Here is a 24,540-nt window from a genome sequence, read left to right on the forward strand (position 1 = left end):
CCCAGCCTACGAAACGCCACCGACAGCGCCACGCAGCCCCGGTCGACGAGGTCGGCCGGGTCGGAAGGCGGTCCGGGTCAGAACTTGATGCTGCCGATCATGCTGGCGACGTTGGTCGTCAGATCGCTGATCGTCGGCGCGATGGTCGAGGAGGCGAGATAGAAACCGAGCAGCATGCAGACGACCGCATGCCCGCCCTTCAGACCCGACTTCTTGATCAGCAAGAAGACGATGATCGCCAGCAGCACCACCGCCGAAATCGAGAGTGCCACGGCGGCTCACCTCCAAAGATCCCAGGGACGCGGGGGGTTCGGGTATGGGGGTTGTAGATCGGTACAGCAAATCCATGCGCAAGCCAGCGGGTTCATACCCACTCAGCGGTAGTGATCATAACTATGCGTGCTCGCGCATCGCTCGGCGCACGGCCGCACAAGGGGGCGCATGGCCAATATGGTCGGGGCATGAAGACCGAGGCTGTCTCATTCCCCCGCCGGCACGCCCGCACCCAGCGTTTCACTCTCGGCGCGCCGCGTGCGTTCACCGTGGCCCCCGACGGCTCACGCGTGGCGTTCCTGCGCTCCGGTTCCGGTACGGACCGGGCCAATTCCCTGTGGATTCTCGATGTGCCGAGCGGCGAGGAGCGCCTGGCGGCGGATCCGCGCACCCTGCTCGGCGGCGCCGACGAACACCTCTCGGCGCAGGAGCGGGCCCGTCGCGAACGCAGCCGCGAGGGCGGTGCCGGCATCGTCGGCTACGCCGCCGACGCGACCCTGGAGCTGGCGTCTTTCGCCTTGTCAGGGCGGCTTTTCGCGGCGGAGCTCCGGGCCGGCACCACACGCGAACTCACGGTCCCGGGACCGGTGATCGACCCGCGCCCGTCCCCCGACGGCCGCCATGTCGCGTACGTCGCGGAGGGCGCCCTGCGGGTCGTGGGCGCCGACGGCGCGGGCGACCGGGCGCTGGCGGAGCCCGAGTCGGACCAGGTCACCTATGGACTGGCCGAGTTCATCGCGGCCGAGGAGATGGGGCGTTCGCGCGGATTCTGGTGGTCTCCACGGTCCGACCGGCTGCTCGTGGCCCGCGTGGACGACACGCCGGTACAGCGGTGGTGGATCGCCGATCCCGCCCACCCCGAGCGTGAGCCACATCATGTCGCCTACCCGGCGGCGGGCACCGAGAACGCGGACGTACGGCTGTTCGCCTACGACCTCGAAGGGGGGCGCGCGGAGGTCTCCTGGGACCGGGCGCGCTACCCGTACTTGGCGCATGTGCACTGGTCAGAGGCGGGTGCACCGTTGCTGCTGGTACAGGCGCGCGACCAGCGCAGCCAGCTGTTCCTCGCCGTGGACCCGGGGTCGGGGGCGACCCGGATGGTGCACGCCGACGAAGATCCAACATGGCTTGAACTGTTCGGTGGAGTGCCCTGCTGGAGCCCCTCCGGACAGCTGGTCCGGATCGCCGACGAGGGTGGCGCCCGAGTGCTCGCGGTGGGTGAACGGCCGCTCACCGGTGCCCAGTTGCACATCCGTGCGGTTCTCGACGTGACCGCCGATGACGTGCTGGTTTCCGCGTCCGCCGGCGAGGAGGCCGAGTCCCCCGAGATCGGCGAGGTACACGTCTACCGCGTCAACGAACTCGGCGTGGAGCGCGTGTCGCAGGCGCCCGGCGTGCACACGGCCGTGCGCGCCGGGGGCGTGACCGTTTTGGTGTCCGCCGCCCTGGACACACCGGGCGCCCGCGTCCAGGTGCTGCGTGACGGAAAACCTCTGGCAACTGTCACGTCGTACGCCGAAGATCCCGGTTTGTCCCCGCGCGTGACACTCACCGAGGGGGGCGCACGCCGAATTCCGTGCGCCGTGCTTATGCCACGGGACTACCACGGGGACACTCCCCTTCCGGTTCTGCTCGACCCCTACGGGGGTCCGCACGGCCAGCGCGTGGTCGCCGCGCACAACGCCCACCTCACCTCCCAGTGGTTCGCCGACCAGGGTTTCGCGGTGGTCGTCGCCGACGGGCGGGGCACCCCCGGCCGCTCGCCGGCCTGGGAGAAGTCGATCAAGGACGACATCGCGGCGACCGTGCTCCAGGACCAGGTCGACGCCCTCCAGGCGCTCGCCGCCGACTTCCCCCTCGACCTGACCAAGGTGGCGATCCGCGGCTGGTCCTTCGGCGGCTACCTCGCCGCGCTCGCCGCGCTGCGCCGTCCGGACGTCTTCCACGCGGCGGTGGTGGGCGCCCCGGTGACCGACCTGCGCCTGTACGACACCCACTACCAGGAGCGCTACCTCGGCGACCCGGGCGAGCAGCCGGACGTGTACCGCCGCAACTCGGTGATCGACGACGCGGGGCTGGTCGACGCGGCCGAACCGCACCGCCCGATGATGATCATCCATGGCCTGGCGGACGACAACGTGGTGGTGGCCCACTCACTGCGCCTGTCCAGCGCCCTGCTGGCGGCGGGCCGCCCGCACGAGGTACTCCCACTCTCGGGCGTGACGCACATGACCCCGCAGGAACAGGTAGCGGAGAACCTGCTCCTGCTCCAGCTGGACTTCCTGAAGCGGACGTTGGGCATGGCGCCCCTTTAGGGGCGCGGGGAACTGCGCGACAAGCCCCCACGCACCCGCACACGGCAACGGGCCGGAGCGACATGGCGCGCTCCGGCCCGTTTACGGCACCCGCACGGCCGTACGCTGTTAAGCGTGCCGCGTCCGTATATCGGGACCGGGTCGCCGAAGTTGCCTGTGTGTTAACGAGATTGGCCCCGGTTCGTCCCGCTACGCACCCCCGTCGGCAAGATCGTCCGTCGGCTCCTCCGGCGGCACCACCTGCTTCTCCTCCGCAAAATGGCAGGCCGAGTCATGGGCTGCCGGCCCCGGCACCAGCCGGAACACCGCGGGCACCGCAAGCGCCGGCACCTCGACCGCGCACCGTTCCTCGGCCTTCCAACATCTCGTGCGGAACCGGCACCCCGACGGCACGTTCGTCGGCGACGGGACGTCCCCGCTCAGGATGATCCGCTCCCGGTGTTCCCGGGCCTCCGGATCCGGCACCGGCACCGCGGAGAGCAGGGCCTGGGTGTAGGGGTGGGTCGGGTGCTCGTAGATCTCCTCGTCCTTGCCGATCTCCACGATCCGTCCGAGGTACATCACCCCGACCCGGTCCGAGATGTGCCGGACGATCGACAGGTCGTGGGCGATGAAGACGTACGACAGGTCGAAGTCGTTCTGGAGCCGGTCGAGCAGGTTGATCACCTGGGCCTGTACGGAGACGTCCAGCGCGGACACCGGCTCGTCCGCGACGATCACCTCGGGGCGCAGGGCCAACCCCCGTGCGATGCCGATGCGCTGCCGCTGGCCGCCGGAGAACTGGTGCGGATAGCGGTTGATGTACTCGGGGTTGAGACCGACGACGTCCAGCAGTTCCTGGACCCGCTTGCGCCGGTCGCCCTTGGGGGCCACCTCGGGGTGGATCTCGTACGGCTCCCCGATGATGTCGCCCACGGTCATCCGGGGGTTGAGGGAGGTGTACGGGTCCTGGAAGACCATCTGGATGTTGCGGCGGACGGCCTTCAGCGCCCGCCCGCTCAGCCTGGTGATGTCCTCGCCCTTGTACTTGATCGACCCGGCCGTCGGCCGCTCGAGGTTGACGAGCATCTTGGCGACGGTCGACTTGCCGCAGCCGGACTCCCCGACGATGCCGAGCGTCTCTCCTTTGTTGAGCACGAAGTCGACACCGTCAACGGCCTTGACCGCACCGATCTGCTTCTTGATCAAGATGCCCTGCGTCAAGGGGTAGTACTTGACCAGTCCACTCACTTCCAGGATCGGCTCAACCGTCGCGTCAACCATTGAGGCACTCCCTCCAGAAGTGACAGGCGCTGCCCCGGTGTTGATCCACCTCGTACAGCGGTGGCTCGTCGGTGCGGCACACGTCCTGGGCCATGGGGCAGCGCGGGTTGAAGGCGCAGCCGGGAGGGATGTGCATGAGGTTGGGCGGCAGGCCCTTGATGGCGTAGAGCTCCTGGCCCTTCTGGTCCAGGCGCGGGATGGAGTCGAGGAGTCCGCGCGTGTACGGATGCGCCGGCGCCTTGTAGATGTCGTGCACCGGCGCGGACTCGACGATCCGCCCCGCGTACATCACGGCGATCCGGTCGGCGACGTCCGCGACCACGCCCAGGTCGTGGGTGATCAGGATCAGCCCCATGCGGTACTCGCGCTGCAACTCCGCGAGCAGGTCCATGACCTGGGCCTGGACGGTGACGTCCAGCGCCGTGGTCGGCTCGTCGGCGATGATGAGCGCCGGCTCCAGGGCCAGCGCCATGGCGATCATGATGCGCTGGCGCATGCCCCCGGAGAACTGGTGCGGATAGTCCCGCACCCGCTGGGCGGCGCCCGGGATCCGCACCCGGTCCATCAGCTCGACCGCCTTGGCCCGCGCGTCCTTCCTGGACATCCCCCGGTGCACGACGAACATCTCGCCGAGCTGGTCGCCCACGCTCAGCACCGGGTTCAGCGCCGACAGCGCGTCCTGGAAGATCATGGCCATCTCGGCGCCCCGGATCTTCCGCCGCTCCTCTTCCTTGAGCTTCAGCAGATCCCGCCCCCGGAAGAGGATCTCGCCCCCGCCGATCCGCCCCGGCGGCATGTCCAGGATCCCCATCACCGCCTGGGCCGTGACCGACTTCCCGGACCCGGACTCCCCCAGCACGGCCAGCGTCTCCCCGGCGTCGACGGCGTAGGAGACCCCGTTGACCGCCTTCGCGATCCCGTCCCGGGTCCGGAACTCCACGTGCAGGTCGCGCACTTCGAGCAGCACGGCGGCGCTCACCTCAGCTTCGGGTCGAGGGCGTCGCGCACCGCGTCGCCGAGCATGATGAAGGCCAGGACGGTGAGCGCGAGGGCCCCGGAGGGCCACAGCAGCGCGTGCGGGGCGTTGCGGATGTAGGGCGAGGCCGCGGAGATGTCGATGCCCCAGGAGACACTGGGCGGCTTCAGACCGACGCCGAGGTACGACAGGGTCGCCTCCAGCGCGATGTAGGTGCCGAGCGCGATGGTGGCCACGACGATCACGGGGGCCACCGCGTTGGGCGCGATGTGCCGCAGCAGGATCCGGGAGTTGGAGGCGCCGAGCGCGCGGGCGGCCTGGACGTAGTCGTTCTGTTTGGCGGTGATCACCGAACCGCGGGCGATCCGGGAGATCTGGGGCCAGCCGAGCAGCACCATGAACCCGATGACCGGCCAGACCGTATTGCTGGTCACCACGGAGAGGAGGACGAGACCGCCGAGGACCACCGGGATCGCGAAGAAGACGTCGGTGATCCGGGACAGCACCGAGTCCCAGAACCCGCCGAAGAACCCGGCGAGCCCGCCGAGGACCGACCCGAGCAGCGCGACCCCGAGCGTGGCGCAGACGCCCACCGTGACGGACGTACGGGCCCCGTAGACGGTCCGTGTGTAGACGTTGCAGCCCTGTCCGTCGTACCCGAAGGGCGCGCCCGGCTGGGAGCCCTCCTGGGCCTTGGCGAGGTCGCACTTGAGGGGGGAGCCGGAGGCGATCAGGGACGGCCACAGGGAGATGACGACGAGGAAGAGGATGACGAGGGCGGAGACGAGGAAGACCGGGTTGCGGCGCAGGTCCCGCCAGGCGTCGGACCAGAGGGAGCGGGGCTTCTCGGCCGGGCCGGTGCCGAGCGGCCCTCCCGGAGTCCGCTCCAGCGTCTCCGCCTCGCTCGCCGCCAGGTCCATCGCCCCGCCCGCCCCGGTCCCCGCGATGGCCCGGTCCGGCTCGAACGGCTGCTCAGGCATAGCGGATCCTCGGGTCGAGTACGGCGTAGAGCAGGTCCACCAGCAGGTTGGCCACCAGGAACACCAGGACCAGGACCGTCACGAAGCCCACGACCGTCTGGGTGTTCTGCCGGAGGATCCCCTGGTAGAGCTGGTAGCCCACGCCGTGGATGTTGAAGATCCGCTCGGTGACGATCGCGCCGCCCATGAGGGCGCCGATGTCGGTGCCGATGAAGGTGACGACCGGGATGAGGGAGTTGCGCAGCAGGTGCCGGGTGATGACCCGGTGCCGCGGCAGCCCCTTGGCGACGGCCGTACGGACGTAGTCGCTCCGTCTGTTCTCGGCGATGGAGGTGCGGGTCAGCCGGGTGACGTAGGCGAGCGAGACGGACGCGAGGACGAGTCCCGGCACGATCAGCTCGCCGAAGGTGGCGTCCGGGGAGACCGAGGGCTTGATCCAGCCCCACTCCACGCCGAGCAGCAGCTGGAGCAACAGGCCGGTGACGAACGTCGGTACGGAGATGACGACCAGGGTCGCCAGCAGCACCCCCGTGTCGACGGGCCGCCCGCGCCGCAGGCCGGTCAGGACGCCGAGGGTGATGCCGATGACGACCTCGAGGACGATGGCCACGATCGTCAGCCGGATGGTGACGGGGAACGCGGTGGACATCAGCTCGGTGACCGGCTGTCCGTTGAACGCCGTACCGAAGTCCCCGGTGAAGACGTTCCCCATGTAGGTGAGGTATTGCTGCCACACCGGCTTGTCGAGTCCGAACTCCTTCTTCAGCTGGGCGGCGGTCGCCGGATCGCAGGCCCGTTCTCCGCACAGCCCGGCGATCGGGTCGCCCATGACGTTGACCATGAGGAAGATCAGCAGCGTGGCCCCGATGAACACCGGGATCATCTGGAGCAGCCGCCGGACGACATAGCGCCCCATGCCGTGTCAGCTGACCTTGATCTCGTTGTACACGGGGACGCTGAACGGATTGAGGGCCACGTTCGAGAGCCGCTCGGAGTAGCCGGCGCTGCCGTTCTGGTACCAGAGCGGAATGGCGGCCATGTTGTCGCGGACGACTTCCTCGGCCTTCTGGAAGGTGCCGACGGCCTTGCCGGTGTCGGTCTCGGCGTTGGCCTGGTCGACGAGTTTGTCGAAGTCCTTGTTGGACCACTTGCCGTCGTTGGAGGAGGCGTTGGTGTAGTAGAGCGGCTGGAGGAAGTTCTGGATGAGCGGGTAGTCCATCTGCCAGCCCGCGCGGAACGGGCCGGTCATCTTGTGCTGGCCGATCTGGTTGCGGAAGTCGGCGAAGGTGCCCACCGGATTCCCGACGCACGCCTTGTCGTTGCCGAGCGCGTTGTTGATGGAGTTGCACACGGCGTCCACCCACATCCTGTGCGAGCCGGTGTCGGCGTTGTACGTGATCTTGAGCTGTCCGCCGGGCAGCCCCCCGCCCTCCTGGACGAGCTTCTTGGCCTGCGCCGGGTCGTAGTCACAGGCGCTCCCGCACAGCCCCTCCTTGAAGCCGCCCACCAGGCCGAGCACCGGCGATGTCCAGTCGGTGGCCGGGGTGCGGGTGTTCCGGAAGATGGTGTCGGTGATCTGCTTCCGGTTGATGGCCATGGAAAGGCCGGTGCGGACCTTGTCCGATCCGCTCTGGTTCCAGGCGCTGTCGTAGTAGGGAAAGGCGAGCGTCTGGATGATGCCGGCCGGGGTGTTGATGTACCGGTCACCGAGATCGTTCTTGACGTTCTTCAGCTGCGAGGCGGGAACGTCGTCGACGAGGTCGAGGTTGCCGGCGATCAGGTCGGTGTAGGCGGTGTCGCTGTCCGTGTAGACCTTGAGGGTCACCCCGCCGTTCTGCGCCTTGTCGGGACCGGGGTAGCCGTCCCACTTCTTCAGGGACATCTGCGAGCCCTTGGTGTACGACTCGATGCTGTACGGCCCGTCGCCGACCGGCTGCTTCAGCCAGCCGGCGTGGTCGGTGAAGAAGGACCGGGGCAGCGGGGCGAAGGCCGCGTAGCCGAGGGTGTCGGGGAAACTGGAGAACTTCTGGTTCAGCTTCACCGTGAAGGTCTGGTCGTCGACGACCTTCAGACCGGAGAGCGCCTCGGCGCTCTGGCTGCCGCTGTCGGGATGGACCTTGTCGTATCCCTCGATGTACCCGAAGAAGTAGGCGTTCTTCTGGTTGTTCTTGAGGCTCGCCCCGTAGTTCCAGGCGTCGACGAAGGAGTGGGCGGTCACCTTCTCGCCGTTGGAGAAGGTCCAGCCGTTCCTGACGGTGATCGTGTAGTTCTGCGAGTCGCTCGTGTCGATCTTCTGGGCGAGCATGTCCTGCGCCTTGCCGGTCTTCGGGTCGTACTTCTTCAGGCCCCGGAAGATCATGTCGAGGACCTTGCCGCCCTGGACCTCGTTGGTGTTGGCGGGCTCCAGCGGGTTCTGCGGGTCGCCCCAGGAGGAGCTGAGCACGCCGCTCTCGCCGCCGCCCCCGCCGCTGCCGCCGCCGCCCCCGCAGGCCGTGGCGGCGAGCGCCGTCACCACCGCGCAGGCCGCCCATCGGGCGTGCGTGGCTGAACGCATGGCGTGCCTCCTCCATGAAGGGTCATCCGTCAAAGGTGCGCTACCGGTCAATATCGACTCAATCGGTCGATATCGCTCACCCACTGCACCGAACGGCGGCCTCCAGGAGCCCCATGACGACCTTTAGGGGGACACGTCACCCGATTGCAGACGGCCCCTCGAGAGCCGCTTGAGGATCTTGGGGCCGCGGCGCAATGGATCTACGCGTAACGATGCCGAAACGTTGGATTGCGATCCGTCGATGTACGCATTTCGGCACACCAGCGTCCGCATATCGAACTCCTTGCCCGTTTGGCCCGATTAGTCCGAACTAAAGCACGGGGTGATTACGAGGTGCTACCCGCGTAGCTACGGAACGGTCAAGGCCAGGCAAAGAAGGTAAAGAGAAACTCAAGGCGCCCGAGAATTTATTGACCTTGAATGAATTGCGTTGAAAAAGTCCGGCGTAGCCCGTAGGGGAGTGCCCTGCGGAGTCATCAGACCCCCTTGGGCCAGGAGCATCATGACCCTCCCAACTCCATCCACGGCTGCCCCGCTCGAGGTGACCGACGAGACCGCGAAGAAGTCGACCACTTCGGACGGCTCGAAGGGCAGCGAGAGCCGGTCGCCGGGCCGTCTGGCCTGGAAGCGTTTCAGGCGCGACCGGACGGGCGTTATATCCGCTTACGTCGTGATCTTCTTCTTCGTGATCGGCATAGCCGCGCCGCTCATCGCGAAGCTGTACGGGAAGGACCCGTACACCACCTACACCACCCAGCACCCCGAGCTCCTCAACGCCTTCTCGTACCCCGCAGGGCCGAACGGCGGCATGAGCTCGGAGTACTGGTTCGGCATCGAACCGCAGCTCGGCCGGGACGTCTTCACGTTCCTGCTGTACGCCATCCGCAACTCCCTCGGCATCGCGACGGCCGCCGCCCTGCTCACCACGGTCCTCGGCGTCGTGATCGGTGTCACGGCCGGCTACCTGGGCGGCAAGACGGACTACCTCGTCAGCCGGATCATCGACATCCTGCTGTCGTTCCCGTCCACGCTCTTCTTCATCGCGTTCATGCCCGTGGTCTTCGGCTTCTTCGTCGCCCCCGACGAGAACATCCCGACCTCGCTCCGCGCCACCGCGCTGATCCTCGTGCTGTCGGCCTTCGGATGGGCGTCCATCGCCCGACTGCTACGCGGACAGGTACTGGGCCTGCGCGAGCGGGAGTTCGTCGAGGCGGCCAAGGTCACGGGTGCGTCACCGATGCGCGTCGTGTTCAAGGAGCTGCTGCCCAACCTCTGGACTCCGATCATCATCCAGTCCACCCTGCTGCTGCCGGCCTTCGTGACCGCGGAGGCGGGCCTCGCCTTCCTCGGCGTAGGCATGATCGACCCGACCCCCGACTGGGGCGTGATGATCGGCCGAGGCGCGCAGTTCTACACCGAGGACATCACCTTCATGCTCTTCCCGGGCATCTCCATGGTGATCTTCGTCCTCGCGTTCAACCTGCTCGGTGACTCGGTGCGCGACGCGCTCGACCCGAAGTCCAAGCGGTAGCGACCCCTGTACCACCCGGCCCGGTTCGATGACGTCCGGCTGGTTCCGACCATCCGAATTGACCCCTATAGGCAGGCTCAGCATGTCTTTTTCTCGCAGAAACTTCCTGATCGCCACCGGTGTGGCTGCGGCCTCCACGACCGTGCTGAGCGCTTGCAGCAGCGGTGACGACAGCAAGGGCACGTCGAAGGTCCCGTCCGTCTCCACCGCGAAGACCATGAACATCCCGGTCGGCACCAAGGCGGACTCCACGGGTCCGGCGCCCGAGGTCACGGGCGCGGTCAAGGGCGGCACGGTCTACTCGCTCGACCAGTTCGACATGGACCACCTGGACCCGGCGCAGATCTACGTCTCCACCGAGGGCGCCATCACCCGTCCGATCCTGCGTGGTCTGACCGGCTACAAGGTCGACGACAAGGGCGGCGCCACGCTCGTCGGCGACGTCGCGACCGACGCCGGCACCATGAAGGACGGCGGCAAGACCTGGTCGTTCACGATCAAGGACGGCATCAAGTGGGAGGACGGCACCGAGCTGTCCATGGACGACGTCCGCCACACCTTCGAGCGCCTCTTCGCCTCCTTCGTGACCGAGGGCCCCCGCTACGTCCAGCAGTGGCTGGTCGGCGGCGACAAGTACAAGGGCCCCTACGACGGCAAGAAGCTCTCCTCGATCGAGATCTCCGGCAAGACGATCACGTTCACGCTCACCGAGGCCCGCACCGACTTCAACTACACGCTCGGCATGCCGGGCTACGGCCTGGTCAACAAGAAGAAGGACACCAAGGAGAAGTACGACAAGCGTCCGTACTCCCTCGGTCCCTACAAGATCGACAGCCGCAGCATCGGCAAGTCGATGACCTACGTGCGCAACGAGCACTGGGACGCCGCCACGGACTCGATCCGCAACGCGTACCCGGACAAGTACATCTTCCAGTTCGGCTTCCAGCCGGTCGCCTCCACGGACCGCTACATCGCGGACAAGGGCAACGACCAGTACGCGATGTCGATCTTCAACGAGGTCGCCGCCGAGCGCACCGCGCAGGTCCTCACCAACGCCTCGCTGAAGAAGCGCGTCCTCACCCAGGTCGACACGGTCACCTACTACTGGCCGATCAACATGACCCGGATCAAGGACGTGAAGGTCCGCCAGGCGATCAACTGGGCGTGGCCGCACCAGCAGCTGCAGACCATCCGCGGTGGCGCCTCCACCAGCGAGCTGGCCAGCACCATCCTCAGCCCGGTGACCCCCGGCTACAAGAAGTTCGACCTGTACGGCGTGACCACGAAGCCCGGCGGCGACCCGGTCAAGGCCAAGGCGCTGCTGAAGGAGGCCGGCAAGGTCGGCCAGAAGCTGGTCATCGCCTACCAGCAGTCGGACAACGCGGTGAAGCAGGCCGTGGCCATCAAGAACGCCCTTGAGGCGGCCGGCTTCCAGGTCGTCAACCAGCAGGTCGACAAGACGACCTTCTACACCCAGATCGGCAAGATCGACAACGGCTACGACCTGTTCGCGGCCGGCTGGAGCCCGGACTGGCCGAACGGCTACTCGGTCTTCTACCCCTGCTGGAGCGGCAAGAACATCGGCGACGGCCGCAGCAACTACGCCCAGCTGAACGACCCGAGCGTGAACAAGGCGATCGACGCGGCCGCCAAGATCGCCGACGTCGCCGAGGCCAACAAGGCCTGGGGTGCCATCGACAAGCAGATCATGGAGCTCGCGGCGGTCGTCCCGGACTACCACTCCATCCGTAACTGGATGTACGGATCCAAGATCGGCAACGTCGTCTACGACGCCGGCAACACCTGCGTCGCGCTCTGCAAGCTGTACGTCAAGAAGTAAGCGCACCAGACCCTCGGGGGGCGGCCGCGACCTGGCCGCCCCCCTACGGCCCACCCCTCACCCCGGCGACGGCGCCCCGTCCGGAAAGTCACGCCCCATGTTCCGCTTCCTTGTCCGCCGAGTCTTCGGCGCGATGGTCATCCTGTTGATCATCAGCGCCGTCACCTTCTGGCTCTTCTACGCCATCCCGCGTGACCCCGCCACGTTGTCCTGCGGCAAGAACTGCACGCCCGACATGCTCGCGCAGGTCCGGCACAACCTGGGCATCGACCACCCGGTTCCGGTCCAGTACTGGTACTGGCTCAAGGGCATCTTCGTCGGACGCAGCTACGGCGACTTCGGCAACTGCAGCGCGCCCTGCCTCGGGTACTCGTTCGCCAACCGCGAGCCCGTCCTCGGCACGATCCTGGACCGGCTTCCGCTGACCCTGTCACTCGCCTTCGGCTCGGCCGTCGTCTTCCTGATCTTCGGCATCGGCGCCGGCATGCTGGCCGCCGTCAAGCAGGGCAAGTGGCAGGACAAGGTCGCCAGCTCGGCGTCGCTGGTCGCCTCTTCGATGCAGATCTACTTCGTCGGCTACATCGCGATGTACTTCTTCGTCGCGAAGCTCGGCATCCTGGACAACCCGTCGTACACCCCCCTCACCCAGAACCCGATCGAGTGGGCCTCCGGCCTGCTGCTGCCGTGGCTGGTGCTGGCCCTCATCTGGACTGCGAACTACACCCGTATGACGCGCTCGCAGCTGGTCGAGACGCTCAGCGAGGACTACGTACGCACGGCTCGGGCCAAGGGTCTGTCCCGGCGCAACGTCTTCTTCCGGTTCGCCTGGCGTGGCGCCATGGGGCCGATCGTCACGATCTTCGGCATCGACCTCGCCACCCTCATCGGCGGCGCGATCATCACCGAGACCGTCTTCAGCCTCCAGGGTGTGGGCCAGCTCGCGCTGAAGTCCGTGGACCAGAGCGACCTGCCCATGGTGCTCGGCGTGACCCTGCTGTCCGCCGGCGCGATCGTGATCTTCAACATCGTCGTCGACGCCGTCTACGCCCTCATCGACCCGCGGATCCGGCTCGCCTGACCTCCGCCCCACCCCCGACCTCTCGCATCACCCCCCAGGAGCGTCACCGTGACGAGCACCGATCAGCAGCCGTTCCTCTCCGTCAAGGACCTCAAAGTCCACTTCTCCACCGAGGACGGCATCGTCAAGGCCGTCGACGGGCTCAGCTTCGACCTCGTCAAGGGCCAGACACTCGGCATCGTGGGCGAGTCGGGCTCCGGCAAGTCCGTCACCAACCTGACGATCCTGGGTCTGCACGACGCCGCCCGCACCCAGATCGACGGCGAGATCCTGCTCGACGGCAAGGAGCTGCTCACGGCCTCCGAGCGGGAGCTGGAGAAGCTGCGCGGCAACAAGATGGCGATGATCTTCCAGGACGCGCTGGCCTCGCTGTCGCCGTACCACACGATCGGCGCTCAGATCTCCGAGGTGTACCGCAAGCACACCGGCGCCTCCAAGAAGGAGTCCCGGGCGCGGGCGATCGAGATGCTGAAGCGGGTCGGGATCCCCCAGCCGGACGTGCGGGTGGACGACTACCCGCACCAGTTCTCCGGCGGTATGCGCCAGCGCGCGATGATCGCCATGGCCCTGGTCTGCGACCCCGAGCTGCTGATCGCGGACGAGCCCACCACGGCGCTCGACGTGACGGTCCAGGCCCAGATCATGGACCTCCTCAAGGACCTCCAGCAGGAGTTCGGCACGGCGATCATCTTCATCACCCACGACCTCGGTGTCATCGCGGACATCGCGGACGACGTGCTGGTGATGTACGGCGGCCGGTGTGTGGAGCGCGGCACCAAGAAGCAGGTGCTGGGCGCGCCGCAGCACCCGTACACGCTGGGCCTGCTCAACTCCATGCCGAGCCTGGACGGACCGGTGGACGTCCCGCTGTCGCCGATCCCCGGCTCGCCGCCCTCGCTGCTCAACCCGCCCACCGGCTGCCGCTTCCACCCGCGCTGCGCGTTCGCGGACAAGGTGCCGGGCAACAGGTGCTCCACCGAGAGCCCGCTGCTCCAGCTGACCGAGGGCCGCGGCTCCGCCTGCCACCTGGAGCTGAGCCAGCGTGACGATCTCTTCGCCGACTACGCGGCGACCAGCCACAACTGACGGACAAGACGGGACTTCACGATCATGAGCAACACGAACCCCCTCCTGGACGTCTCCGGGCTGACCAAACACTTCCCGATCAAGGGCGGCTTCCCGATCAAGCGGACGGTCGGCGCGGTGCAGGCCGTCGACGGCCTGGACTTCCAGGTCGCCGAGGGCGAGGCGCTGGGCCTGGTCGGTGAGTCGGGCTGCGGCAAGTCGACCACCGGCCGGCTGATCACCCGCCTGCTGGAGCCGACGGGCGGCAAGATCTCCTACCGCGGGCAGGACATCACGCACGCGGGCCGCAGGCAGCTGGCGCCGATCCGGTCCGAGATCCAGATGATCTTCCAGGACCCCTACGCGTCCCTCAACCCGCGCCAGACGGTGGGCAAGATCATCGCGGGTCCGATGGAGATCAACGACATCAACCCGCCCGGCGGCCGCGAGGCCCGGGTCCGTGAACTCCTGGAGATCGTCGGCCTCAACCCCGAGCACTTCAACCGCTTCCCGCACGAGTTCTCCGGCGGCCAGCGCCAGCGCATCGGCGTTGCCCGCGCCCTCGCGCTGGAGCCGAAGCTGATCGTGGCGGACGAGCCGGTCTCCGCCCTGGACGTCTCCATCCAGGCGCAGGTCGTGAACCTCCTCCAGAAGGTTCAGAAGGAACTCGGCATCGCGTTCGTCTTCATCGCCCACGACCTCGCGATCGTGCGGCACTTCTCGCAGCGGGTCGCGGTCATGTACCTCGGTAAGATCGTGGAGATCGCCGACCGCGAGGACCTGTACGACAACCCGCGCCACCCCTACACGCGGGCGCTGCTGTCCGCCGTGCCCGAGGCGACGGTGGACGTGGAGCCGCGCGAGCGGATCCGCCTGGTCGGTGACGTCCCGTCCCCGATCAACCCGCCGTCCGGCTGCCGCTTCCGCACCCGTTGCTGGAAGGCGACGGAGAAGTGCGCGACGGAGGCCCCGCCGCTGGTCCAGGCCGACGGCAACAAGCCCGGCCACCTGACCGCGTGCCACTACCCTGAGGTGCGGGACATGATTCCCGCCCCGCGCCTCTCCAAGGACCCTGAGGCAGCGGCCTGACACACCCCTTTCCGTCAGCCGCCGCCTGCGGAACGGACCTTCACCGGCCCATTGACCCGAGCCCTGAACGTCCGCTCCAGGGGAGCAAGGCCCGCACCTCCCCAGGTGCGGGCCTTTCTCATGGCCGCCGCCGTCAGGAGGGCGTGGCGTCGCCCGCGCCGGTGTCGGGCAGCGATGCGTCGGTCTGCGGCGGGGCGGCCGGGGTCGCCGTACCGGCCACTTGGGGCTCAGGCCGGTCCGCGTCCGGCGCCCGCAGCGACCGCACCGCGGGAGACACGAGTGCGGCGAGCGTGGCGGTGACGATCAGGACCGCGCAGACCTCCAGCATCCGGTCGGTGCCGAAAGTGTCGGCGGCGGGTCCCGCCAGGGCGAGGCCGAGCGGCGCGAGGGTGAGCGAGCCGAACCAGTCGTAGGAACTGACCCGGGACAGCGCCTCCTCGGGGACCTCACGCTGGATGGTCGTGGACCACAGCACGCCGAAGAAGTCCAGGCTGACACCGGCGGCGAAGGCGCCCGCGGCAACGACCCACAGTGGCGCTCCGGCCCCGAGGAGCGCCGGTGGCAGGGCAGCGGGCAAGGTGAACAGGACCGCTGCCAGGATCGGCCGGCCCACCCGGGTACGGCCCGCGATCCCGGCGCCGGCCACGGCCCCCAGGGCCTGTGCGGCCACCACCAGGGACCATGCGCGGGCCCCGCCGAAGTGGGCACTCGCCGCCAGTGGCCCCAGGACACCGGCGTTGGCGTTCATGGCGGCGACGACCACGGAGAACTGGACGACGACCACCCACAGCCACTGGCGGGAGGCGAACTCCTGCCAGCCCTGGCGTAGATCGGCCCAGCCCGAGGTGGCCTTCCGTGGCCGACGGCTCAGCCGCAGCGGGGCGGTGAGTGCCGCGCTGACGACAAAGGACAGACCGTTGAGGGCCAGCGCCCAGCCGGCCCCGACCCATGCCACGGTCACGCCCGACAGGGCCAGCCCCAGCAGCAGCGAGGTGTTGGTACCGACCCGCAGCAGGCCGTTGGCTCGCTGGAGCACCTCGGACGGCACCAGCCGCGGGATGACCCCGTCCATCGCGGGCCCGAAGAGGGCGGATGCGATTCCCGCGGTGACGGCCAGTGCGCACAGGGCGGCGACAGGGGCGTGGCCGCTGAGCACCATCACCGCGAGTCCGCCGTAGGAAAGGGCACCCAGCACGTCCGACACCGCCATCAGCCCGGACCGGGAGACCCGGTCGGCGATCACGCCGCCCACCAGGACCAGAGCGAGCTGCGGCACCGCCTGGCAGGCAACGACCAGCGAGAGCTCCCCCGGGGTCGCGCCAGGCAGCGAGAGCACCGCGAAAGCCAGCGCGATCCGGGCGAATCCGTTGCCGAGGACGGAGATGATCCGAGCCAGTGCCAGCCGGACGAAGCCGGCGTTGCGGAGTAAGGAGGGGGTGCGGTCAGCGACAGACATGGACGGGCACACTACGCCTTCGGCGTCTCGGGCCCTTCTCCCCCCTGCGGTCACTCTTCGACGAACAGCTCCGCGGCATCCGTGACATGCATCGCCCGCTGGGCCCAGACCTCAAGCTGGTCCGGGTCAGTGCAGGCCTGCACCTGCTCGCGTACGGCATCACTCACCGGGATGCCGCGCCACTCCAGGATGCGGAGGATCATCTCGGCCTTGGCCTCGGCCCGGCCCTCCTCCCGGCCTTCTTCCCGGCCCTCCTCACGCCCTTCCTCGCGCACCTGCTCCGCCAGCGGGTGTCGCCAGAAGTACTGGATCGCCGTCATCAGGTCCCTCCACATCTGCTTCGCCTGAGGATCAACCAGGCACGAATCGACGAACTGCACGAAGACCGCGGCGCTGTCACGGTCAATGGTTTTCAGGGCGGCTGCCAGCGACTCCAGTATGGCCGGGGCCTGCCGACCCCGCCCGTGTGTCATCGCCGAAAGCACCGCAAGGGGTACATCGCTCTCGGCCTCCCGCACATCCGCGATCACCGGCACGTTGTCCGGTCCCAGCACCAGCGGACGCACCGTCAGCGACTCCCACCCCCGCAACCCCAGCTGAATCGGCTGGGCCGCCCACCGCGCCGTCGCGCTGCTCTGTGTGATCACGATCAGTACCGGCTCACACCGGTACTTCTCGTAGAGATACGACAAGTAGTACGGCCAACTCCCCCGCTTCCGCTCGTCCGCCTTCCCCTGCGACTCGACCACGAGGAGATACGTCCCCTCGTCCGTCTCCGCCCGCAACAACGCGTCCACCCGGCGCTCGACCGGCTCGATCTCCGTCAGATCCACGTTCATCGCCGCGATCTCCCGCGGCTCGGGAAACGGCACACCCAGCACCCGCTGTAACGCGTGCGTCAGCAGCCCCGGATCCTTCTGGAAGATCCGATGCAACGCCTCATGCGTCGACCCCACCATCACGCCACCCCCAACTCGCACCACACGTACTTGCCCCGGTCCCCGAACCGGCCGGACGGCTGCCAGCCCCAGCAGTCGGCACATGCCACCACCAGCCCCAACCCCCGCCCCGCCTCATCGAGGCCCGTCACCGCCTCCAACGACCCCGGCGGCTCCGGAGGCACGGGATCCGCATCCCACACCCCGATCCACACGACGCCCTCCGGGGAACACCGGACCCTCAGTGCGGCTGGTCCCTTCGTGTGCCGTACGGCGTTGGACACCAGCTCCGCCGCCAGCAACTCCGCCGTGTCGGCCAGGCCGACGAGCCCGTGCATCGTGAGGATCAGACGCAGGGTGCGGCGGCAGATCGTGACCGCTCTGAGGTCGTTGGGGATGGACAGCGTGTAGTCCCAGGTTTCAGGCATGGCTCATCAACTCCGTTCGGTTGAAAGGGGATTTCACACACGGTGGCATCGCCGCACGACGGTGCGGTGCACTTCCTCAGCGTGTGCGCTACGTCACCGACGGTAGAGACACAATTTGGGACGACGCAAGTCGCTGCCGTAATCTGCCCTCGAAAGAGGAGCCACTCCACTGCAGTTCACGGCGAGGGGGAAGACATGACGCGCAGGAAGCAACCCACAGCTCGGCAAGAGCGTCTGGGTTCCGAACTGCGTAAACTCCGCGAATCCGCAGGGTTCAAAGGACTCGAGGCTGCCTCATTGCTTGGAACGGACTCGGCCCAGATCAGCCAGATCGAGTTCGGTACGGCCGGCGTGAGCGAGGAACGCGTGCGGCGACTGGCGGCTCACTACTCCTGCACGGACGCCGAGCTGGTCGAGGCGTTGGTGGCCATGGCGACCGATCGGACCCGCGGCTGGTGGGAGGAGTACCGGGGTTCGCTCCCGACGTCATTCCTGGATCTCGCCGAGTTGGAGTACCACTCCTCGTATCGCCTCGATGTGGAGTTCCTGCACGTCCCCGGCCTGTTCCAGACAGAGGACTACGCCCGCGCCATCTTCTCGTACCGAGTCCCCGAACTCCCCACGGCCGAGATTGAGTTGCGCGTCCGCCACCGCCTGCAACGCAAGGTCGTCATCGAGGAACCGGCCTGTGTCCCCTACAAGGCCGTGGTCCACGAGGCGGCCCTGCGCATCAGGGCCTGCGACCGCGCAGCCGCGCGCGCCCAGCTCGACCGCATCCTGGAGCTCTCCGAAGCACCCCACATCACCGTACGGGTCATTCCGTTCGACCTTGACGGCTTCGCTGGAGCCACGAACGCCATGATGTATGCGGGCGGCGCCGTGCCCAGGCTGGACACGGCGGTACGCGATGCACCGCACGGCGCGGGGTTCATCGACTCAGAGGCCCAACTAGGCGCGTTTCGAACACTCTTCCGTAAGGTGGAGTCCGCGTCCCTCGAACCCGAGCGGTCGCGCGACTTCATCCACAACCTGACGAAAGAGCTGTGAGGGCACGCCATGACCCCTGACAACTGGCGGAGGCCGTCCTACTCGGGAAGCGGCGACGGCAACAACTGCGTCGAGATCGCCCACCGCCCCACCCACATATCCATCCGCGACTCCAAGGCCCCCACCAGAGCCACCCTCACCTTCCCCGCCGCCGCCTTCACCCCGTTCCTCGACGCTCTGAAGGGCACCTCCCCTCACCCCTCCTGAGCCACCAGTTCCACCTCGAAGCCGTCCCCGTTCTCCAGGTAGGCCGCGTAGTGCCCGGGACCGCCCGCGTACGGATGGCGGTCGGTGAAGAGCAGCTCCCAGCCGTGTCCGGTGGCCTGCTCGGCCAGCGCATCCACCGTCGCCCGGTCGGCCGCGTGGAACGCCAGGTGGTTCAGGCCCGGGCGCATCCGGTCGTGCCCGGCGTCGCCGCCCCGCAGTGCCGGCGACCGTTCGATCACGACGTACGCCGTCCCCAGCCGCCAGCTGCGGCCCGCCGGCCAGTTCTGGTACGGCGTCCAGCCCAGCCGTTCGAGCAGCCAGCCCCAGGACTCCGTAGCCTGGTCCAGGTCCGCCACCCACAGCTCTATGTGATGAAGCACCGTTCCCCCAACGGAAGTTGATAGAAGGTCAAGAAGAAAGTCTTTCCTGACCCTTCGTTCAACATCATGTGGCAGACTGCCGCGGTGGTCGATCATTCGTTCGCGGACCTTTCGCTCGCCGCGCTGTACGACAGCCTCAACCCGTGGGGTCCGGGTGACGACTTCTACCTGGGTCTCGTCATGGCCGCCGGGTCCGTGCTCGACGTCGGCTGCGGCACCGGGCGGCTGCTGCGGCAGGCCCGCGAGGCGGGGCACGAGGGACGGCTGGCCGGGCTCGACCCGGCGGCCGCGATGCTCGTGCAGGGGCGCCAGGCCGACCCGACCGTCGAATGGATCCTCGGCGATCTCCGTACCCGGCTCTGGGACGGACCCGGCTTCGACCTCGTCGTGATGACCGGTCACGCCTTCCAGGTGCTGCTGGGCGACGAGGAGTTGCGCGCCGCGCTGACCGCCGTACGGCGGGCCCTCTCCCCCACCGGGCGCTTCGTCTTCGAGACCCGCAATCCCGGCGCCCGCGCCTGGGAGAGCTGGACCCCCGACCGCGTGCACCACGTCACCGACCCGGACGGCCGTGAGGTCCGGGTCTGGCACGAGGTCGAGGGCGCCCCGGCCGGGGACCGGGTGACCTTCACGGAGACGTACGACGGCTCCCCCTGGCCCCGGCCCCGGGTGTGCCGCGCCACCCTGCGCTTCCTCGGCCCCGACGCCCTCGCCGGCTTCCTCACCGGAGCCGGTCTGCAGGTCGTCGAGCAGTACGGCGACTGGTCCCGGGGCCCGCTCACCGCCGACAGCCCCGAGATCATCACGGTCGCGGGGCCCGCGCACTGAACCCGGTCAGCCCAGTGGCAGCGTCAGGTGTGACGCCTCGCCCTCCGGCGACGTGATCGTCGTGGTGCTGCCGTCGACCGTCGCGTCCGAGTAGAGCTGGTCCTTGCTGCCCACAACCAGCATCAGGCGGTGCTCCGTTGCCACGTCGTAGCCCGCTGCCTGGAGCTTCCAGGTGACCGTTCGGTCCTGGTCGGCGGTCAGGCCGGTGAGGGTGAGCGGCTCATGTGTGACGATGCGGGCCGTGTTGTCGGGGCTCACGTCGAACAGGTAAGCCACCAGAGTGGTGGAGTCGGCCGTACTGCGCACCGTCAGCGTCAGTTCGGGGATGCCCCGGATGCGGCGGGCCGCCGCGCCCTCGCGGCCCACCGGGAGCGGGTCGCTGGTCCAGACGGCCAGGTACTGGCGGTCGAACTTGTCCGTGGCGTAGCTCTTCGGGTTGCCGTTCCACTCGGCCTGGCCGGTGGTGATGACGGCGTCGACGGCCGTGGCCTCGGTCAGCTGACCGGCCGTGAACTCCCGCTGCCAGCCCGTCTCCGGTTCGATGCCCAGACCGCCGTCCCTGCTTGCCGACGCTGCGGCGGTCAGGTACCAGCGTTCGGTGGAGGTGGTGACATCTCCCCAGGACGGGCGGGGCTCGCGGACGGCCGGCTCCGTGATGACGTCCTTACCGGTCTCCGGGTCGGTCCGGGTCCGGTAGGTGAACATGATCTGACTGGTGACCGGGGACCAGCCGGGTACGCCGTTGTCGGCCCCGAGCACATGGTGGTCCAGCCAGGCGAACGCCTCCTCGACCGGCACGTTCGGGCCGCTGAACGGGACGGTCAGACCGGCGCTCTCGGGGGCGGCGTGGTCGCCGATCCAGAGGTTGAGGTGCTTGGGTACCGTCAGCCGGTCGAAGAGCTCGATGACCTCGTTCACCGGGAACAGCGTCTCGTGCCAGGTGTTGGAGATGAACGTGGGGACACCACGGGCGTTGGTCTCCTCGACGTATGACGACGGAGCCCGCTCCTTGCCCCACGCCACCACGTCGTCCATGTTCCGGCCGGCCTGGAAGTCGTCCAGGAGCTGCTGGGTGGCCGCGTCGAACTTCCGCTCGACCGGGCCGCCGGTGAAGTTGACCAGGGCGGTCACCGCGGCCAGATGCCGGGTGTCGTACTGGTAGAGGCTGTCGGCCAGGTCGCCCCAGGTGCTCAGCGCCACGACCGCGTCCACGCGCTCCTCCGGATCGTGCGCGGCGACCAGCTGGCTGATGCCCGAGCCGTACGACTCACCGAGGAACGCGATCTTGCTCGGCTTGAAGTGCCGCTGGGCGTAGCCGATGACGGTCGATCCGTCGGTCCAGTCCGCAGGGCCGCCCACGTCGATGGTGCCGCCGGAGGTGAACGGGCTGTCGATGTAGCCGCCGCCCGGGATCCGCAGCGTGAGGCCGATACCGCGCGGGGTGTAGGCCAGCACGTGGTATCCGCGCAGCGCCAGCTGGAGGTACGTGTACTCGAACAGGACCCAGCCGAAGGGCGTCCAACCGGCGGGGACGATCACCACCGGCCGGGATTCCGTGGTCCTCAGCTTGATCGTGTGTGCCGACAGCCGTACGCCGTCGTCCGCGGTGATCCAGGGGAAGCCGACGGTGGCCGCCTGCCGCACCCGTTCGGTCAGCTGCTGGAGGTCGGCGGTCAGCAGCGTCCTCTCGGCCGTGCCGCTCAGGGTGGCCACCAGGGCCTCGGCGAGGTGGGCGGCGGCCGGGTCGATCGAGGTGGGCGACGTGTAGACGCCTCGGTCGGCGATCTCGGCTAACTGTGCCGCGGTGACCGCGCCGATGGTGTCGTCGTCCTGCGGGTTGCTCACGGAGCGTTTCCTCTCTGCGCCGCCGACCGGGAGGGATGGGACGGTCGGCGTGTGCCGTACGCCGGGAACCCGACGCCCCATAGGCCTTTCCATCCCCGCGACGGCATCCACGAGCGTGCGGAAGCGCGGCTACCGGTTAGGCGTGAACCGGGCGCTCACCGGGCGAACGCCCACGCCGGTCGCCCACGCCGGTCGCCCCACGGTGCAACCCTGACGGCAGAGCCCCCCTCTACTCCGCCCTCTCCTCCCTGTCCTCCAGCGCCGCCAGCGCCGGGTCCAGGATGATGTCCTCGTCCCTCGCCTCCGTCGTCGGCTCCTCCGGGAAGTGGCATGCCGTCAGGTGGCCCTCCCGGTTGCCCGAGATCTGGACCAGCGGCGGTTCCTCCGCCGCGCACTTGTCCTGGGCCTTCCAGCAGCGGGTGCGGAAGCGGCAGCCGGACGGCGGGGAGATCGGGGAGGGGACGTCACCGGCCAGCCGGATCCGCTCGCGGCCGACCGCGTCCTCCTCGCCCGAGAGGTTCACCTCGGGCACCGCCGAGAGCAGGGCGTGGGTGTAGGGGTGGCGGGGCCGGTTGTAGATGGCGTCCCGGTCACCGACCTCGATGATCTTGCCGAGGTACATCACCGCGACCCGCTGGGAGAAGTGCCGTACCACCGCCAGGTCATGGGCGATGAAGAGGAAGGCGATGCCCAGCTCACGCTGGACCTTCTGGAGCAGGTTCACCACCTGGGCCTGGATGGAGACGTCCAGGGCGGAGACCGGCTCGTCGGCGACGATCAGCTTCGGTTCCAGGGCGAGGGCGCGGGCGACGCCGATGCGCTGGCGCTGGCCGCCGGAGAACTCGTGCGGGAAGCGGTTGAAGTGCTCGGGGTTGAGGCCGACGATCTCCAGCAGCTCCCGTACGCGCTTCTCCCGGCCGCCCTGCGGCACTATCTCGTTGATCTCCATCGGGCCCGAGATGATCTTGCCGACCGTCTGGCGCGGGTTCAGCGACGAGTACGGGTCCTGGAAGATCATCTGGATCTCGGAGCGGATCGGCGCCAGCTGTTTGCGCGACGCACGGCTGATGTCCTTGCCGCGGTACGAGATCGAACCGCTGGTCGGCTCCAGCAGGCGGGTGATCAGGCGGCCCGTCGTCGACTTGCCGCAGCCCGACTCGCCCACCAGGCCGAAGCTCTCCCCCACCCCCACGGTCAGGTCGATGCCGTCCACGGCCTGGACGTGCCCGACCGTCCGCCGGATCGGGAAACCGCCCTTGACCGGGAAGTACTTGGTCAGCCCGGAGACCTCCAGCAGAGGTTCTCCGACGGCGGCCTCGCGCTGGGCCGGAAGGATCGTGTCCTGGGTCATGACGTGTCGTCTCCTAGCCCAGTCGGGGCTTGATCTCTTCGATGAAAATGGTTCGCTTCTGGTCCGCCGTGAGGTGGCAGGCCGAGGCGCGGTCGGGGGCCAGCAGCGGGCGTTCGGTGACGCAGCGGGTGCCGCCGACCCGGTCCTGGAAGGTGCAGCGCGGGTGGAAGCGGCACCCGCTCGGGGGGTTCAGCAGCGAGGGCGGAGCGCCGGGGATCGGGCTCAGCGGGGTGGCGAGGTCGGAGTCAAGACGGGGCATGGAGTTCAGCAGGCCCCAGGTGTAGGGGTGCTGGGGTGCGCGCAGCACCTCGTCCACCGTGCCGCGCTCCACCGCGCTGCCCGCGTACATCACCATGATGTCGTCGGCCATGTCGGCGATCACCCCCAGGTCGTGGGTGATGAAGATGATGCCCGATCCGAACTCCTGTTGCAGGTCCTTGAGGAGGTCCAGGATCTGGGCCTGGACCGTGACGTCCAGGGCCGTGGTCGGTTCGTCGGCGATCAGCAGGTCGGGGTCGCAGACCAGGGCCATCGCGATCATCGCGCGCTGGCGCATACCGCCGGAGAACTGGTGCGGGTAGTCCTTCGCCCGCGCCGCGGGGTTGGGGATGCCCACCTTGCCGAGCATCTCCACGGCCCGCTCCCAGGCCGCCTTCTTCGAGGCGCCCCTGTGCTTCATGAACGGCTCGGCGATCTGCCGGCCGACCGTGTAGTACGGCGACAGCGCGGTGAGCGGGTCCTGGAAGATCATGGCGACCTTGTTGCCGCGCAGCTTCTCCATCTCGGATTCCCTGGCGGTGGTCAGCTCCTTGCCGTCCAGCAGGATCTCGCCCTCGACGGTGGTGAACTGCGGGTTGTGCAGGCCGAGGATGGTGAGGTTGGTGACGGACTTGCCGGAGCCCGACTCGCCGACGATGCCGAGCGTCCTGCCGCGCCGCACGTCGAACGACAGCCCGTCCACGGCCCGCACGACACCGTCCTCGGTGCGGAAGCTGACGTACAGGTCCCGCACCGAGAGGAAGGCGCCCGCGTCGGACGGGGCGGGGGCGCCGGCGTCCTTGGTCAAAGTGGTCACGACGGTTCTCCTCTTACCCGG

At 68.4% G+C, this 24,540-nt stretch carries 22 protein-coding genes; 9 read left to right on the forward strand and 13 right to left on the reverse strand.

Translation table 11 applies throughout. From position 1 onward, the window contains the following. Positions 1–77: 77 nt before the first annotated feature. Complete coding sequence (locus tag ACWGJB_RS14390) at positions 78–272, reverse strand: hypothetical protein (protein ID WP_089098958.1); 195 nt, start codon at positions 270–272, stop codon at positions 78–80. Between the two features lie 189 nt (positions 273–461). Between ACWGJB_RS14390 and ACWGJB_RS14395 the strand changes: the two genes are divergently transcribed. Continuing rightward, complete coding sequence (locus ACWGJB_RS14395) at positions 462–2,588, forward strand: prolyl oligopeptidase family serine peptidase (RefSeq protein ID WP_453380464.1); 2,127 nt, start codon at positions 462–464, stop codon at positions 2,586–2,588. 189 nt (positions 2,589–2,777) lie between these two features. Here ACWGJB_RS14395 and ACWGJB_RS14400 read toward each other — a convergent pair whose 3' ends face one another. The 5 genes from ACWGJB_RS14400 to ACWGJB_RS14420 are packed head-to-tail and all read right to left on the reverse strand — an operon-like array spanning position 2,778 to position 8,361. Next, a complete protein-coding gene (locus ACWGJB_RS14400; RefSeq protein ID WP_453380465.1) occupies positions 2,778–3,851 on the reverse strand; it encodes an ABC transporter ATP-binding protein in 1,074 nt (357 codons plus the stop codon). After that, positions 3,844–4,818, reverse strand: coding sequence for an ABC transporter ATP-binding protein (locus ACWGJB_RS14405; RefSeq protein WP_453380466.1), 975 nt, complete (start codon positions 4,816–4,818; stop codon positions 3,844–3,846). The genes ACWGJB_RS14400 and ACWGJB_RS14405 overlap by 8 nt, the downstream gene beginning before the upstream one ends. Positions 4,819–4,826: 8 nt before the next feature. Continuing rightward, on the reverse strand, positions 4,827–5,807 hold the full coding sequence (locus tag ACWGJB_RS14410; protein ID WP_453380467.1) for an ABC transporter permease: 981 nt from the start codon (positions 5,805–5,807) through the stop codon (positions 4,827–4,829). Continuing rightward, positions 5,800–6,723, reverse strand: a complete 924-nt coding sequence (locus tag ACWGJB_RS14415; protein WP_453380468.1) for an ABC transporter permease — start codon at positions 6,721–6,723, stop codon at positions 5,800–5,802. The genes ACWGJB_RS14410 and ACWGJB_RS14415 overlap by 8 nt, the downstream gene beginning before the upstream one ends. Before the next feature lie 6 nt (positions 6,724–6,729). Further along, positions 6,730–8,361 carry a peptide ABC transporter substrate-binding protein gene (locus ACWGJB_RS14420; RefSeq protein WP_453380469.1) on the reverse strand — a complete coding sequence of 544 codons (1,632 nt, stop codon included), beginning with the start codon at positions 8,359–8,361 and terminating at the stop codon, positions 6,730–6,732. Between the two features lie 502 nt (positions 8,362–8,863). On the opposite strand from ACWGJB_RS14420, the gene ACWGJB_RS14425 reads away from it, so the two are divergent. The 5 genes from ACWGJB_RS14425 (at position 8,864) to ACWGJB_RS14445 (ending at position 14,964) form a co-directional block, all read left to right on the forward strand. Next, positions 8,864–9,892, forward strand: coding sequence for an ABC transporter permease (locus ACWGJB_RS14425; RefSeq protein ID WP_453380470.1), 1,029 nt, complete (start codon positions 8,864–8,866; stop codon positions 9,890–9,892). An 82-nt stretch (positions 9,893–9,974) separates the two neighbouring features. After that, positions 9,975–11,732, forward strand: coding sequence for an ABC transporter substrate-binding protein (locus ACWGJB_RS14430; protein WP_453380471.1), 1,758 nt, complete (start codon positions 9,975–9,977; stop codon positions 11,730–11,732). Between the two features lie 97 nt (positions 11,733–11,829). After that, entirely contained in the window at positions 11,830–12,810 is a 981-nt protein-coding gene (locus ACWGJB_RS14435; RefSeq protein ID WP_360476647.1) for an ABC transporter permease, read from the forward strand. A 48-nt stretch (positions 12,811–12,858) separates the two neighbouring features. Next, positions 12,859–13,896 carry an ABC transporter ATP-binding protein gene (locus ACWGJB_RS14440; RefSeq protein ID WP_453380472.1) on the forward strand — a complete coding sequence of 346 codons (1,038 nt, stop codon included), beginning with the start codon at positions 12,859–12,861 and terminating at the stop codon, positions 13,894–13,896. Between the two features lie 24 nt (positions 13,897–13,920). Further along, positions 13,921–14,964: an ABC transporter ATP-binding protein gene (locus ACWGJB_RS14445; protein WP_453380473.1), complete on the forward strand. Its 1,044-nt coding sequence runs from the start codon at positions 13,921–13,923 to the stop codon at positions 14,962–14,964. Positions 14,965–15,097: 133 nt separating this feature from the next. Here ACWGJB_RS14445 and ACWGJB_RS14450 read toward each other — a convergent pair whose 3' ends face one another. Genes ACWGJB_RS14450 through ACWGJB_RS14460 form a run of 3 tightly spaced genes read right to left on the reverse strand, consistent with a single transcriptional unit; the run spans position 15,098 to position 17,786 of the window. Beyond that, positions 15,098–16,420, reverse strand: a complete 1,323-nt coding sequence (locus tag ACWGJB_RS14450) for an MFS transporter (protein ID WP_453380474.1) — start codon at positions 16,418–16,420, stop codon at positions 15,098–15,100. 50 nt (positions 16,421–16,470) lie between these two features. Further along, positions 16,471–17,379: a hypothetical protein gene (locus ACWGJB_RS14455; RefSeq protein WP_453380475.1), complete on the reverse strand. Its 909-nt coding sequence runs from the start codon at positions 17,377–17,379 to the stop codon at positions 16,471–16,473. Next, positions 17,379–17,786, reverse strand: coding sequence for an ATP-binding protein (locus ACWGJB_RS14460; RefSeq protein ID WP_453380476.1), 408 nt, complete (start codon positions 17,784–17,786; stop codon positions 17,379–17,381). The genes ACWGJB_RS14455 and ACWGJB_RS14460 overlap by 1 nt, the downstream gene beginning before the upstream one ends. A gap of 195 nt (positions 17,787–17,981) precedes the next feature. Between ACWGJB_RS14460 and ACWGJB_RS14465 the strand changes: the two genes are divergently transcribed. Together ACWGJB_RS14465 and ACWGJB_RS14470 are read left to right on the forward strand one after the other, a co-directional pair. Further along, a complete protein-coding gene (locus ACWGJB_RS14465; RefSeq protein WP_453380477.1) occupies positions 17,982–18,833 on the forward strand; it encodes a helix-turn-helix domain-containing protein in 852 nt (283 codons plus the stop codon). Positions 18,834–18,842: 9 nt separating this feature from the next. After that, positions 18,843–19,040, forward strand: coding sequence for a DUF397 domain-containing protein (locus ACWGJB_RS14470; protein WP_453380478.1), 198 nt, complete (start codon positions 18,843–18,845; stop codon positions 19,038–19,040). On the opposite strand, the gene ACWGJB_RS14475 is transcribed toward ACWGJB_RS14470, so the two are convergent. Next, a complete protein-coding gene (locus ACWGJB_RS14475; RefSeq protein WP_453380479.1) occupies positions 19,028–19,420 on the reverse strand; it encodes a VOC family protein in 393 nt (130 codons plus the stop codon). The two genes, ACWGJB_RS14470 and ACWGJB_RS14475, sit on opposite strands and share 13 nt — an antisense overlap. A gap of 84 nt (positions 19,421–19,504) precedes the next feature. On the opposite strand from ACWGJB_RS14475, the gene ACWGJB_RS14480 reads away from it, so the two are divergent. Next, on the forward strand, positions 19,505–20,248 hold the full coding sequence (locus tag ACWGJB_RS14480) for a class I SAM-dependent methyltransferase (RefSeq protein ID WP_453380480.1): 744 nt from the start codon (positions 19,505–19,507) through the stop codon (positions 20,246–20,248). A gap of 6 nt (positions 20,249–20,254) precedes the next feature. On the opposite strand, the gene ACWGJB_RS14485 is transcribed toward ACWGJB_RS14480, so the two are convergent. From ACWGJB_RS14485 to ACWGJB_RS14495, 3 genes are all read right to left on the reverse strand, one after another. Then, positions 20,255–22,093, reverse strand: coding sequence for an alpha/beta fold hydrolase (locus tag ACWGJB_RS14485; RefSeq protein ID WP_453380481.1), 1,839 nt, complete (start codon positions 22,091–22,093; stop codon positions 20,255–20,257). A gap of 229 nt (positions 22,094–22,322) precedes the next feature. Beyond that, complete coding sequence (locus tag ACWGJB_RS14490; RefSeq protein WP_453380482.1) at positions 22,323–23,444, reverse strand: ABC transporter ATP-binding protein; 1,122 nt, start codon at positions 23,442–23,444, stop codon at positions 22,323–22,325. Positions 23,445–23,457: 13 nt separating this feature from the next. Then, entirely contained in the window at positions 23,458–24,519 is a 1,062-nt protein-coding gene (locus ACWGJB_RS14495) for an ABC transporter ATP-binding protein (protein ID WP_453380483.1), read from the reverse strand. Positions 24,520–24,540 lie beyond the last annotated feature (21 nt).

It is taken from the genome of Streptomyces sp. NPDC054813, from assembly GCF_053611365.1.